Genomic DNA, 12,170 nt, shown 5'->3' with positions numbered 1-12,170 from the left:
CGTTCAGCCGTACTTGACGACCAGGAAGATCGTCACGGCGACCAGGATCAGGACGATCACGATCGCGAGGATCCCCAGCACCAGCCCGGTGATCGCCATTCCGTTGCCGGTCGCCGCACCCGTCCGGATCTTCCGGCGGGCGATAGACCCGGTGATCACCGCCGCGATGCCGAGGCCCAGGGCGAACACGCCACCGACGAGGGCCGCCAGCGCGAAGCCGAGGCCCACGACGGACAGCCCCGTGCCGGCGCAGAGGGTGAACATGGCCGCCAGGCCGGCGATGAGACTGGCGATGGCCGAACCGGCCGTCTGGGCGCCGCCCGGCATCGGGTTCTGCCAGGGCTGCTGGCCCCCCGGCACCTGCCACGACTGCTCGCCCGGCGCCGGGCTCGGCCAGGACTGCTGCTGCTGGTCCGGCCACGACTGCTGGCCGGGCACCGGCCACGCCTGTTGAGCGGGCGGCTGGCCGGGCGCCGGCCAGGGCTGTTGGACGGGCTGCTGGCCGGGCCAGGGTTGCTGGCCGGGACCGCCGGGGGGATATGTCATGCCAGGGCTACGACTTGCCGGCGTGTTCGGCCAGCTGAGCCAGGCCGATCACCAGGCCGCCGGCCAGGTCTCCACCGCCGAAGCTCGCGACCATCGACAGGGCGGCCAGCTTGCAGGTGCGGTCGGGCAGGCGCTTGCGCGCGGTGGCGCCGGTGACGATCTCCAGCACCCGGTCGTTCGGCGACACCGCGATCAGCACCGACCGGCCCGGGTCGGCCAGTTCGGCGTGCAACTTCTTCGCGTGATCGCGGGACGGCTCGTCGAGCCCGCCGACGTAGATGCTGAACACCAGGCCGGTGGACCGGTCGGCGAGCCGCATCGCCTCGTCGAGGCGGAGCAACTGGCGGGTCGTGAACGGCCCCTCGAACCCGCTGGGCTGCTCGGGCAGCGGCACGTTCTGCTTCGACATTTCACCAGCGGTCACTTGCGCCTCCGGTCGTGTCGCCCACGGGACCGCCCGCGGTGCTCTCCTCGGCCTTGGCCAGCGCCAGCCGGTTGGCGCCGCTGACCGCGGGCGCCGTAGGCGCGTGCCCGTTGGCGGCGGCGACCTGCTGTTCCGGCGCCGACAGGAACCAGACCGGCTGGAAATCGAACGGCCGCCCGGGGCGGTAGCGCCGGTCGTTGGATCGCGCGCTGCCGGCGTACACCAGCCCGAAGATCACAGCGACGACCGCCAGCGGTATGCCGGCGAAGACAACCAGCGTCTCGATGATGGACAACCCCATGCCCCCAAGGCCTCGCCAGGACACTCGACAACGAACTACCCACAGAATGCCAAGCTCACGTTAGCTGTGTGGCCGGGCCCGCCATATCTCGGGGTGGTTATGCAACCATGGCCGCTCCCGTTCAACCGCGGCGGCTACCCCGAGAAGTGTCCGATCTGACCCGGGACGGCCACCCAGCATCGCGCCGACCGGCCGGCCGTCGGCGGTCGCGCCGAGCGGAAGCGAGATCGCCGGACGCGGTGCGCGCGCTCCCGCAGCCAGCGGACCAGGGGCGTGAAGGCCTCCTCGGACCCGCCCCGGGGTGGCGGCAGCGCCGCGAGCACCGCCCACACCGTCCCGAACAGGGGCATGACGTCCGGGTCGAACGGCGGCTCGATGTCGACCACCTCGTGGCCGAGGTCGCTGAGCACGGTCGTCGCGGTGTCGACGGCGGCGACGCAGGCCGGGTCGACGTCGGCCTCGGTGAGCATCGGGCGGGTGAACCGGCCGATCCGCAGCGGTCCGGGCCGTTCGATTTCGAGGAGGGTCGCGGGGTCGGGCACCGGCGAGGGGTAGTGCTCGTCGCGGCGCGGCTTCGCGAGGACGGCCGTGAAGGCGGCCACGTCACCGTGCGCGCGATCCCGCCCTGCACCGGCAGCCCGAACGCGCCGAAGTTGCCCGGTCCCAGCGGCACCGCAAGCGGCTGATTTGTCGCCGAGAGAGGCGACGGAACCCCGGCTGGACTTGTAGCCGACCACCCCGCACAGCGCCGCCGGTATCCGCAGCGAGCCGCCGCCGTCGCTGCCGTGCGCCACCGGGAGCAGGCCGGCCGCGACCGCCGCGGCGGCGCCGCCGCTGGAGCCGCCCGCGGTGTCGGTGAACCGCCACGGGTTGCGGGCCGGCGGGCCGATCGCGGTCTCGGTGTAGAGCGCGGCGCCGAACTCGGAGGTCGCCGTCTTGCCGAGGACGGGCATCCCGGCCTCCCGCACGGCCGTGACGACGTGCCCGTCGACGTCGGGTACCCAGTCGGCGAAGGCGGCCGACCCGAGCGTGGTGGGCACCCCGGCGAGCGGCGTGAGGTCCTTGATCGCCGTCGGCACGCCGGCCAGGGCGTCCAGCTGACCGTCGCGCGGTGCCGCGGCCGGGGGCGGGGCGTCGAACACCCTGGCGAACGCGCCGACGCGGTCGTTCAACGCCTCGATGCGGGCCAGGTAGTGCGCGGTGAGGTCGGCCGGGTCGAGGTCGCCGCGACGGATGGCGGCCGCCTGTTCCAGCGCAGTGAGGTCGTGGAGATCGGGCACGCCCTTATCGTTGCCTGATGCCGGATGATCCGCTTGCCCGCGCGCACGAGCTCGACCGCGACGACCCGATCGCCGGTTTCCGCGACCGGTTCATGCATGCCGACGAGGAGACGGTCTACTTCGACGGCAACTCGCTCGGCCGACTGCCGCACGCCACCCGCGACCGGCTGCGCACGGCGGTCGACGAGGAGTGGGGCGCCGGGCTGGTGCGCGGCTGGTCCCGCTGGATCGAACTGGCCCGGCAGGCCGGCGACGTGCTGGCCACCGGCGTGCTCGGCGTCGACCCGGGCGAGGTGGTGCTCGCCGACTCCACCAGCGTCAACCTGTACAAGCTCGCCGCCGCCGCGCTGGACGCCCGGCCGGGCCGGCGGGCGATCGTGGTGGAGAGCGACAACTTCCCCACCGACCTGTACGTGCTCCAGGGCCTCGCGGCGGCGCGCGGGCTGGACCTGCGCGTGGTGCCGGTCGGCATCGACGACGGGCTGACCGTGGCCGACCTCGACGGTGTGCTCGACGACGACGTCGCGCTGCTGTGCGCGTCACATATCGCTTATCGCTCCGGAGCGCGGACCGATCTCCGCGCGATCACCGCGCGGGCCCACGACGCCGGCGCGCTGACGCTGTGGGACCTCTCGCACGCGGCCGGCTCGGTGCCGACGCCGCTGCGCGAGGCCGGCGCCGACCTGGCGGTGGGGTGCACGTACAAGTACCTCAACGGTGGGCCGGGCGCGCCGGCGTTCCTGTACGTGCGGGCCGGGCTGCAGGCGGAACTGCGGCAGCCGATCTGGGGCTGGTTCGGCCAGCGCGACCAGTTCGCGATGGGTTCCTCGTACGAGCCGGTCGACGGGATCGAGCGCTTCGTGGTCGGCACGCCGCCGGTGCTGGGCGGCTACGCCGCGCTGGAGGGCGCCCGCATCACGGCCGAGGCCGGCATGGCGGCGATCGCGGCGAAGGGCGCGGCCCTCACCGGCTTCGCGCTCGACCTCACCGACGCGTGGCTGGCCGGACACGGCTTCGCGGTGGCGACGCCACGCGACCCGGCCCGCCGGGGCGCCCACGTGACCCTGCACCACCCGCGGGCCTGGCAGGTGACGCAGGCGCTGCTGGCCGCGGCCGTGGTGCCCGACTTCCGCACGCCCGACCGGCTGCGGATCGGGCTGGCGCCGCTGTACACCCGGTTCGTGGACGTGTACGAGGGCTTCGCCCGGCTGCGGCGGATCATGGAGACGCGGGCGTACTCCTCGTTCCCGGCGGAGCGCTCGCGGGTGACCTGACCGCCGCTACGCCGCGACTTCTACGCCGCGACCGTGGTGTCGGGGAGGTCGAGCCAGTCGGCCCAGCGCGGGTCGGGCGCGCGGTGACCGAGGACCCGCCACGCCAGCCCCTTCGGCGCCATGGGTGTCGTACGCAAACGCCAGCCGATCTCGGCTGGCGTCTTGTCACCCTTCGTGTGATTGCACCGGGCGCAGGCGGCCACCACATTGTCCCATGCGTGCCGCCCACCCCGGCTGCGTGGCATCACGTGGTCGATGGTCTCGGCGGAACCGTGGCAGTAGGCGCAGCGCCAGCCGTCGCGGGCGAAGATCGCCCGGCGGGACATGCCGACGTGTGTTCGGTAGGGCACCCGGACGTACCGAGTGAGCCGGACGACCGACGGGGTGGGTAGGCTCGACCGGGCGCTGTGCAGAATGCCCTCGCCATCGGCGACGCAGACCGCTTTGGCCGACAGGATCAGGATCGTGGCTCGTCTGACAGAAACGACACACAAGGGCTCGTACGTGGCATTGAGCACCAACGCCGTGCTCGCGATCATGCGCCGTCGTATGTCAGGCATCGCGCCGTCCTCCTAGGTCGAGCTGAACTGGTGCTTGCGGTCTCCCAGGGTGGGGTCGTTCGGGTAACGGACGCTCGCGGAACGCGTGCGGCCGTGCGCCAATCGTCCCCGATGGATCGCGATAATGCACGTACTATTTGCGGCCGAATCCAACCCGTCATCCGGCCGTTGACCTGCACCTCGTCACCCGGTCCATCCCCGTCAACCGGAAGGTGAAGAGCACGTTGTCCTCAGCCCTGGTTCTGGTCCCCCGGCAGCCGTCACCGTCGGCGGACTGCACCGACGCCCGTGACCTGTGCGAACGGATCTACGACTGGACGGGTTGGGACTGGCTCGCGTCCGGCAGCTACTACCTGTTGATCAAGCCGCTACGCATCCTGCTGATCATCCTGATCGCGGTCGTGATCCGGTTCCTGGTCCACCGGTTGATCTCCCGGCTGGCCCGGTCGGCGGCCACGCCCGGCCCCGGCATCGCCGCGCTGCGCCCGCTGCGCACCCGAATGCCGACGGCACCCACCAACGGCGTCTCGGAGCGGCGCGGGGCCCGGGCCGAGGCGCTCGGGTCGATCCTCCGCAGCATCGCGTCGGCGGTGGTGTTCGGCGTCGCGTTCATGCTCGTCCTGGACGAGCTGGGCGTGAACCTGGCACCGATACTGGCCGGGGCCGGCATCCTCGGCCTGGCCATCGGGTTCGGCGCGCAGAACCTGGTCCGCGACTTCCTGTCCGGGCTGTTCATGCTGTTCGAGGACCAGTACGGCGTGGGCGACCTGGTGGCCATCGGCGAGGTCGAGGGCAACGTCGAGGCGGTCGGCCTGCGGATCACCACCGTGCGCGACCCGAGCGGGACGGTCTGGTACATCCGCAACGGCGAGATCCAGAAGCTGGCCAACAAGAGCCAGGGCTGGGCGCTGGTGATGGTCGACATCCCGGTCGGTTTCGGCGAGGTCGACGAGGTGGTCGAGGTGCTGCGGCGCACGGCCGTCGACTGGGCCGAGTCGGAGGAGTGGCGGGCCGACGTGATCGAGCCGCCGGAGGTGGTCGGCGTCGAGGAGGTCACCACCGAGGGCGCGGTCGTGCGCACCACCGTCAAGACGCCGGCCGAGGCGCAGTGGCGGGCCGGCCGCGAGCTCCGGCGCCGGCTCACGGAGGCGCTGGCCGCGGCCGGGCTCGCCGAGCGGATCACGAGCGCCGGGGTGCACGTCCAACCGACCACCGACGGGTCCGAGCCCACCGATCAGCCCGCACCGGCCGCACCCGCACCGGCCGCCGCGCCACCGGCGAACCCGAACGCGGTTCAGACCGCGATCTCCTCCGCGATCCAGAGGCACATCGACCCGAACCCCGGGGCCTGATCACGAAGAAGGGGCAACTTTGTCGGATTTTCCACTCTGACGATGATCACTCTGCTGCCCGGGGTCGCGCACTGACCGTGCGTTCAGATATGGTCCGTTCGGTTAGGTGCGTTGATGAGCCGTTTGGTCAATGGGTTGTCGTACCCTCGGCCAGCGCAACCGGTAACACAGTGAACAGCGAGGCCCGCCGGTGTCCGACCAGGACTTCGCCGACCGCCCAGCGACCTTCCGAGAGGTTCTGGCCAGCGGCGAGTACCGCGCGTTGTATCTCGCCAGCGCGCTGTCCTGGTTCGGCGACTATGTGGCCCGGGCCGCCGTCACCGCCCTCGTCTACCAGCAGACCGAATCGGTGGCGGCCTCGGCCGCCACTTTCGCGATCAGTTACGTTCCGTGGCTAGGGTTCGGCCCGGTCCTGGCCGCCCTGGCCGAGCGCCTGCCGTACCGGCACACGATGGTCGCGGCCGACCTGGTCCGGATGGTGCTCATCGCGTTGGTGGCCATACCGGACATGCCCGTTTGGGCAATGATCGGGCTGCTGTTCCTCACCTCGCTCGGTAACCCGCCGTTCGACGCCGCCCGGTCGGCGCTGCTGGCGAAGATCCTCACCGGCGACCGGTACGTCGTCGGCATGACCCTGCAGAGCACGTCGCACCAGGCCGCGCAGGTGGCCGGGTATCTGAGCGGCGCCGGCCTGGCCGCCGTCAACGCGCAGGTCGCACTGCTGCTGAATGCCGCCACGTTCGGCGCCTCGGCCTTGCTGATCCTCTTCCAGGTGCAGCACCGGCCGCCGGCCCTGGCCAAGAAGGACCGCACGCACCTGCTCCGCGAGACGGCCGAGGGGCTGCGTCTCGTGTTCACCGCCCCGCTGCTGCGCGGCGTGGCGTTCCTGGTGTTCCTCACCGCGCTGTTCGCCGTGGTGCCGGAGGGCCTGGCCGCCGCGTGGGCCGCCGACCTGGCCGGCGACAACCAGGCCGCCCGGGGCTGGATCCAGGGCGCGATCATGATCTCCAACCCGATCGGGTTCATCGTCGGCGGGCTGGTGGTCGGCCGGATCCTCGGGCCGAAGCGCCGGCAGCGGCTGGCCCGCCTGTTCGCGATCGCGGTGCCCGCGTCACTGGCGCCCGCCCTGTTCGGGTTGCCGATCTTCGGCGTGCTCATCCTCTGTTTCCTGTGCGGCGCCGCCACGGCGTCGGTCATCCCCGCCACCAACGGGCTGTTCGTGCAGGCGCTCCCGAACACATACCGGGCCCGGGCGTTCGGCGTCATGAAGAGCGGCATCCAGGTGCTGCAGGGCCTCGGGGTGTTCGTCACCGGCTGGCTCGCCGACCGGTTCGCGCTGCACACGGTGGTGGGCGCGTGGGGCCTGCTCGGCATGGCGCTGGTCGCCCTCGCCGTCCTCACCTGGCCGAACGCGGAGCAGATCGGCGCCGAGATCGCGCGGGCGAAGGAACTGAACGCCGCCTCCGACGCGGCCCAGGCGGAGTCCGACGAGGCCACCACCCCGTCCGACCGGCCCGAGCCCGATCGCGACATCTGGGGCCTCCCGGCCGGCAGCCGGCTCGGCCCCGCGATCGGCCGTGCGCGCGTGGTGCCCCGGCCCGACCATCCCGAGAGCGCTCCATTGCGGCACGGGCCCGAGACGGCCCGTGAGAACCGTCGGCGCATCTCCCGTCCGGTCGGGCGGATCTACTCCACCGGAGCCGCCCGCGACCGGACCACCGCCGAGGGCACCGGCCAGGCCAGCACCCAGCCGCCACGGCCCACCCGCCTCCGGCCGCCCGGGTGGAACACCGGCGAGGACCCGATCGAGCCGCTGGGCCCGCCGGGCTCCGACCTGATGGGCGCCGCTGCCGCCGCGGGTCTCCTCGGCGAGCCGGCCAGCACCGACCCGCAGTGGTACCCGCTCGCCGAGCCCCCGGACCTCGGCGACGAGCCCTGGCCGGCACCGAGCCAGTCGGCGTGGGACCACGAAAGCCGCGCCGAGTTGGCCCACCGCCGCGCCGTCCAGCAGCACGCCGCCCACCAGCAACAACGCGCCGAACACGGCGAACAACGCCCGTAGGGCCGTGTCCGCCGCCGCCCCCCGCCCGCTGACCCGCGGCGATCTTGCAGTTGTGGTGCCAGGATCGCCCTGATTCGGTCGGCTTTAGGTGGCACCACAACTGCAAGATCGACTTCCGCGAGGCGTCCGGAGGGGGTGGGCGGCGGGGGTGGCACGATGGATCGGTGAGTAATCCACTTCCTCTCGGGCGGCCGCGGGCCGAGGTCACGTTCTACGACGCCGTCGGTGGTGAGCCGACGTTCCGCAAGCTCGTCGACGAGTTCTACGCGGGAGTGGCCACCGACCCGCTACTGCGGCCCCTGTACCCGGAGGAGGATCTGGGCCCGGCCAACGAACGGTTCCGGCTGTTCCTCATCCAGTACTGGGGCGGGCCGACCACGTACTCCGACCAGCGCGGCCACCCGAGGCTGCGGATGCGGCACGCCCCGTTCCGGGTCGGGCCGGCCGAGCGGGACGCGTGGCTGCGCAACATGCGCCGGGCCATCGACAGCCTTGGGTTGCCGGCCGAGCAGGAGCAGCAGTTGTGGGAGTACCTGGAGCGGGCGGCGCACTTCATGGTCAACACCCTCGAAGAGTGATTAACGCGCCACATTGGCGCGTCTAGGACGAACTTCTCTTCGTTGGTGCGAACGTACCAAAAGGTATATTCGCACCAGAGGAGCTCACCGCATGCGTCGTCGTCCCCTAGGGCTTGTCCGGTGGATCTTGTCGAGCCGAGGCGAGGCTCAGGCGGCGATCCGGCAAGGCGCGGCTTTGTCCCGATACCGGTGTTGTATCGGGGCGAAGCCGCAACGCCGCCGGGCGTCGTCTGAGTCCGCCGCAGGTCGGCAAAGATCCACCGGACAAGCCCTGGCCGCTGCCGCCGCCGGTCTGGCGGCCGTCCTCGCGATGAACGTGGCAGCGGCCGCGCCGGCGGCCGCGGACCTTGCCCACCCGCGGCCCGTCTCCGCCAACCCCGTCGACTTCACGCCGCACGTGCTCGACGGCACGGTCTGGGACGTCGCCCTGGTCGGGCCCCGGACCGTCGTGGCCGCCGGCGACTTCTCCGAGGTCAGCGACTCGACCGGCAAGACGTTCTACGACCGGCACAACCTGTTCGCCTACGACCTGTACACCGGCGCGGTGCTGCCGTTCCGGGCCGACACCGACGGGGCGGTGTACTCGGTCGCCGGCAGCCCCGACGGCGCCGCGGTCTACGCGGGCGGCGCGTTCAAGAAGGTCAACGGCGCCGCGCAGCGCGGCCTGGCCCGCATCGCGATCGCCACCGGCGCGCGGGACGCGGCGTTCACCGGCCAGCTCAACTGGGGCGACGCCCGGGAACTGGTCGTCTCCGGCGGCTGGCTGTACGCGGGCGGCTCGTTCAGCGCGATCGGCGGGCTGCCCCGCACGGCACTCGCCCGGGTGAACCTCGCGACCGGCGCCGCCGATCCCGCGTTCGACGCGAAGATCGCCGCACCCGGACTCACCCGCGCCCGGGTCGAGGACTTCGCGATCAGCCCGAACGGCACCCGCCTGGTGGCGATCGGCGCCATCCAGCAGGCCGGCGGGCAGCGCCGCAGCCAGATCGCGATGTTCGACCTGACGACCGGCGCGCTGGCGCCCTGGAACACCGACGCCTACACCGGCCCCTGCCGGGCCGGCTTCGAGACCTACCTGCGCGGCGTCGACTTCGCCCCGGACGGCTCCTGGTTCGCCGTCGTGACGACCGGCCGGGCCTCGGGTCCGAAGCGGATGTGCGACACGGTCGCCCGGTTCCCGACCGCCGGCGCCGCCGGGCAGCAACCCGCCTGGGTGAACCACACCGGCGGCGACTCGCTGTACACCGTCTCGGTGACGGGGCCGGCCGTGTACGTCGGCGGCCACCAGCGGTGGATGAACAACCCGTACGGCAAGGAGAGCGCCGGCAAGGGCGCCGTGTCGCGCAAGGGCATCGCCGCCGTCGACCCGGTGACCGGCCTGGCCACCCCGTGGGACCCGACCCGCCTGCGCGGCGTCGGCGTGCGGGCGATGCTGGCCACGCCGGCCGGCCTCATCGTCGGCTCGGACACCGAACAGCTCGGCCGCGAGTACCACGGCCGCCTCGGGATGTTCCCGCTCGCCTGATAGGGCACGCGAAAGGCCCCCTCCGGTTCGGAGGGGGCCTTTCTGCTGGGGTGGCTGACGGGACTTGAACCCGCGGCCCCCGGGACCACAACCCGGTGCTCTACCAGCTGAGCTACAGCCACCGCGCGCTCGCCGTACGGCGAGCGACGACCAATGATAGCGGCATGGGGAGGCCCGCCGTCGAGTGGGATTACGCCTGGCGTTCCTCGGCCAGCAGCGCGGCCGCGATCGCCTTCCCGGACTCCACGTCGGGCCCCGGCGGCGGGACGAAGATCGCCCGCCGGTAGTACTCCAACTCGCGGATGCTCTCCAGGATGTCGACCAGCGCGCGGTGCGCGAGACCCTTGGCGGGCTGGCCGAAGTACGCCCGCGGGTACCAGCGGCGGCACAGCTCCTTCACCGACGACACGTCGATCATCCGATAGTGCAGATGGGCGTCGAGGCGGGGCATGTCGCGGGCGATGAAACCCCGGTCGGTGGCGATGGAGTTGCCGCACAGCGGCGCCGTGCGCGGCTCGGGCACGTGCTTCTTCACGTACTCGAGCACCTGCTCCTCGGCCTGCTCCAGGGTGGTGGTGGCGGTGCGCACCGCGGCCGTGAGCCCGGACTTGTCGTGCATGTCGCGCACCACGTCGACCATGCCGTCGAGCACCTGGTCGGGCACCTTGACGACGATGTCGAGCCCCGCGTCGAGCGGCACCAGATCGGCACCGGTGATCACCACCGCCACCTCGATGAGGGCATCACGCCGCAGATCGAGACCGGTCATCTCGCAATCGATCCAGACCAGAAGATCACTCACGCCATCAGCCTAGTGTGACGAACGCATCGCGTGCGACGCGTACCGCATACCTCTCCCACACAACGGGCAACGTTTGGTTAAGGTTGCCGCTAGCTCAACCATGGAACAGGAACAGCGCCGCATGACAAGCACCACCGTCCCGCGCCGGGCGCTCCGGCGCAGGTTGCTGCTGCTGATCGTGGTTACGGCCGCCGTGGTGGCGGCACAGGTCTGGTACGGCAACCGGCACCACTTCCTGGATCTGCGAATCTACGTCAACGCGATGCGGTGGTGGCACGACGGTCATCCGCTGTACTCGTTCGCCCACGACGACCCTATCCAGGGCCGCCTGGGGTTCACCTATCCCCCGTTCGCGGCACTGGTCCTGGCGCCGCTGGGCGTCATCGGCTTCCGGGCGAGCGTCTTCCTGTTCTGGGCCGGTTCGGCCGCGGCCGTGATCGTCACCACGATCTGGCTGGTGCGGCCCATCGCGCGCCGGCACCACGTGCCGCTGTGGTTCGCGACGCTGCTGGCGGTGCCGCTGGTGAGCACGCTCGAACCGATCCGCGAGACGGTGAACTTCGGCCAGATCAACATGTTGCTCGTGTTGCTGGTGCTCACCGACCTGCTCATCGTGGCGCCGCGCTGGCCGCGGCTCGCCGGGATCGGCATCGGCATCGCGGCCGCGATCAAGCTGACGCCCGCGATCTTCATCGTCTACCTGCTGATCACCCGCCGGTGGCGGGCCGCGCTCACGGCGACGGCCACCGCCGCCGGCGCCACCCTGCTGGCCGCCGCCGTCGCGTGGACCGACTCGTGGCACTTCTGGACCGCCGCGCTCTGGGAAACCGGCCGGGTCGGCCACACCGACCGCGTCGCGAACCAGTCGATCCTGGGCATGCTGGCCCGCCTCAGCGATCCGGCCGAGCCCGGTCGGCTGGTGTGGGTGTGCCTGGTGGTGGTCACGGCCGGGTACGGGCTCTGGCGGGCCCGGCGGGCGGCGCTCGCGGGCGACGAGGTGGTGGGCCTGACCGTCACCGGGTTCGTGGGCGGCCTGGCCAGCCCGATCACCTGGCCGCACCACCTGTTCTGGTTCGTGCCGGCACTGCTGGTGCTGGTGGATGTGGCCGGCGGAGACGGCAGAGCCGCGGCCCGGCGCCCGGGGCTGTTCGTGCTGGCCGGCCTGTGCTGGGCGAGCGTGACGGTGAGCGTCATCTCGCTGTTCGAACTCGGGCTCAGCAAGCGCCTGTTCGCCCACGGGCTGCCCGGGTTCCTGATCGAGAACTGGTACGTGCTGCTGGCGGCCGTGCTCATCGTCGCCCTGCCGGTGCGCGGCCGGGCCGTGCCGGCATTCGCCGAACGGGCGACCCCGGCCGTCCCCCCGAGACCCGTGGACGAGCCCGCGATGGCCGGCACCGGCGCGTCACCCCACCTCGGGTGATCGCCCGATCGGGTGCTTACGGCCCACCAGGGGACAGTCCTACAGT

At 72.0% G+C, this 12,170-nt stretch carries 12 protein-coding genes and 1 tRNA gene; 6 read left to right on the top strand and 7 right to left on the bottom strand.

The window, feature by feature from the left end; all coding sequences use genetic code 11:
* Nucleotides 1-3 precede the first annotated feature (3 nt).
* The 4 genes from Vau01_RS27435 to Vau01_RS27420 all read right to left on the bottom strand — a co-directional run bounded on the left by Vau01_RS27435 (nt 4) and on the right by Vau01_RS27420 (nt 2,551).
* Entirely contained in the window at nt 4-546 is a 543-nt protein-coding gene (locus Vau01_RS27435) for a DUF4190 domain-containing protein (protein WP_203998037.1), read from the bottom strand.
* A 7-nt stretch (nt 547-553) separates the two neighbouring features.
* Nucleotides 554-970 carry a DUF5130 family protein gene (locus Vau01_RS27430; protein WP_373320320.1) on the bottom strand — a complete coding sequence of 139 codons (417 nt, stop codon included), beginning with the start codon at nt 968-970 and terminating at the stop codon, nt 554-556.
* Nucleotides 957-1,271 carry an aa3-type cytochrome oxidase subunit CtaJ gene (ctaJ, locus tag Vau01_RS27425; RefSeq protein ID WP_444546043.1) on the bottom strand — a complete coding sequence of 105 codons (315 nt, stop codon included), beginning with the start codon at nt 1,269-1,271 and terminating at the stop codon, nt 957-959. The genes Vau01_RS27430 and ctaJ overlap by 14 nt, the downstream gene beginning before the upstream one ends.
* Nucleotides 1,272-1,405: 134 nt before the next feature.
* Nucleotides 1,406-2,551 (bottom strand): amidase, encoded by a 1,146-nt coding sequence (locus tag Vau01_RS27420; RefSeq protein ID WP_203998034.1) that lies wholly within the window; start codon nt 2,549-2,551, stop codon nt 1,406-1,408.
* 17 nt (nt 2,552-2,568) lie between these two features.
* Between Vau01_RS27420 and kynU the strand changes: the two genes are divergently transcribed.
* A complete protein-coding gene (kynU, locus tag Vau01_RS27415; protein WP_203998031.1) occupies nt 2,569-3,825 on the top strand; it encodes a kynureninase in 1,257 nt (418 codons plus the stop codon).
* A 20-nt stretch (nt 3,826-3,845) separates the two neighbouring features.
* On the opposite strand, the gene Vau01_RS27410 is transcribed toward kynU, so the two are convergent.
* Nucleotides 3,846-4,385 (bottom strand): HNH endonuclease, encoded by a 540-nt coding sequence (locus Vau01_RS27410; RefSeq protein ID WP_203998027.1) that lies wholly within the window; start codon nt 4,383-4,385, stop codon nt 3,846-3,848.
* Between the two features lie 224 nt (nt 4,386-4,609).
* Between Vau01_RS27410 and Vau01_RS27405 the strand changes: the two genes are divergently transcribed.
* The 4 genes from Vau01_RS27405 to Vau01_RS27390 all read left to right on the top strand — a co-directional run bounded on the left by Vau01_RS27405 (nt 4,610) and on the right by Vau01_RS27390 (nt 9,902).
* A complete protein-coding gene (locus Vau01_RS27405; protein WP_239151880.1) occupies nt 4,610-5,737 on the top strand; it encodes a mechanosensitive ion channel family protein in 1,128 nt (375 codons plus the stop codon).
* A 190-nt stretch (nt 5,738-5,927) separates the two neighbouring features.
* On the top strand, nt 5,928-7,799 hold the full coding sequence (locus Vau01_RS27400; RefSeq protein ID WP_203998021.1) for an MFS transporter: 1,872 nt from the start codon (nt 5,928-5,930) through the stop codon (nt 7,797-7,799).
* A 164-nt stretch (nt 7,800-7,963) separates the two neighbouring features.
* The gene (locus tag Vau01_RS27395) at nt 7,964-8,377 is read left to right on the top strand and encodes a globin (protein WP_203998018.1); all 414 of its coding nucleotides are present in this window, start codon (nt 7,964-7,966) and stop codon (nt 8,375-8,377) included.
* Nucleotides 8,378-8,687: 310 nt separating this feature from the next.
* The gene (locus Vau01_RS27390; RefSeq protein ID WP_203998015.1) at nt 8,688-9,902 is read left to right on the top strand and encodes a PKD domain containing protein; all 1,215 of its coding nucleotides are present in this window, start codon (nt 8,688-8,690) and stop codon (nt 9,900-9,902) included.
* A gap of 46 nt (nt 9,903-9,948) precedes the next feature.
* On the opposite strand, the gene Vau01_RS27385 is transcribed toward Vau01_RS27390, so the two are convergent.
* Both Vau01_RS27385 and orn read right to left on the bottom strand, forming a co-directional pair.
* Nucleotides 9,949-10,024: transfer RNA gene (locus Vau01_RS27385), tRNA-His, on the bottom strand.
* A 68-nt stretch (nt 10,025-10,092) separates the two neighbouring features.
* The gene (gene orn, locus Vau01_RS27380) at nt 10,093-10,671 is read right to left on the bottom strand and encodes an oligoribonuclease (RefSeq protein WP_239151905.1); all 579 of its coding nucleotides are present in this window, start codon (nt 10,669-10,671) and stop codon (nt 10,093-10,095) included.
* A 154-nt stretch (nt 10,672-10,825) separates the two neighbouring features.
* Between orn and Vau01_RS27375 the strand changes: the two genes are divergently transcribed.
* Nucleotides 10,826-12,124, top strand: a complete 1,299-nt coding sequence (locus Vau01_RS27375) for a glycosyltransferase 87 family protein (RefSeq protein ID WP_239151879.1) — start codon at nt 10,826-10,828, stop codon at nt 12,122-12,124.
* Nucleotides 12,125-12,170 lie beyond the last annotated feature (46 nt).

This window comes from Virgisporangium aurantiacum (assembly GCF_016863635.1).
GTDB classification, from domain to species: Bacteria; Actinomycetota; Actinomycetes; order Mycobacteriales; family Micromonosporaceae; genus Virgisporangium; species Virgisporangium aurantiacum.
This window is presented reverse-complemented; position numbering and strand designations above follow the sequence as displayed.

What these genes read in the sequence shown, in the direction of transcription:
- Vau01_RS27435 (WP_203998037.1), bottom strand. Translation starts at nt 546, where the DNA reads ATGACATATCCCCCCGGCGGTCCCGGCCAGCAACCCTGGCCCGGCCAG.
- ctaJ (WP_444546043.1), bottom strand. Translation starts at nt 1,271, where the DNA reads ATGGGGTTGTCCATCATCGAGACGCTGGTTGTCTTCGCCGGCATACCG.
- kynU (WP_203998031.1), top strand. Translation starts at nt 2,569, where the DNA reads ATGCCGGATGATCCGCTTGCCCGCGCGCACGAGCTCGACCGCGACGAC.
- Vau01_RS27410 (WP_203998027.1), bottom strand. Translation starts at nt 4,385, where the DNA reads ATGCCTGACATACGACGGCGCATGATCGCGAGCACGGCGTTGGTGCTC.
- Vau01_RS27390 (WP_203998015.1), top strand. Translation starts at nt 8,688, where the DNA reads ATGAACGTGGCAGCGGCCGCGCCGGCGGCCGCGGACCTTGCCCACCCG.
- orn (WP_239151905.1), bottom strand. Translation starts at nt 10,671, where the DNA reads ATGACCGGTCTCGATCTGCGGCGTGATGCCCTCATCGAGGTGGCGGTG.
- Vau01_RS27375 (WP_239151879.1), top strand. Translation starts at nt 10,826, where the DNA reads ATGACAAGCACCACCGTCCCGCGCCGGGCGCTCCGGCGCAGGTTGCTG.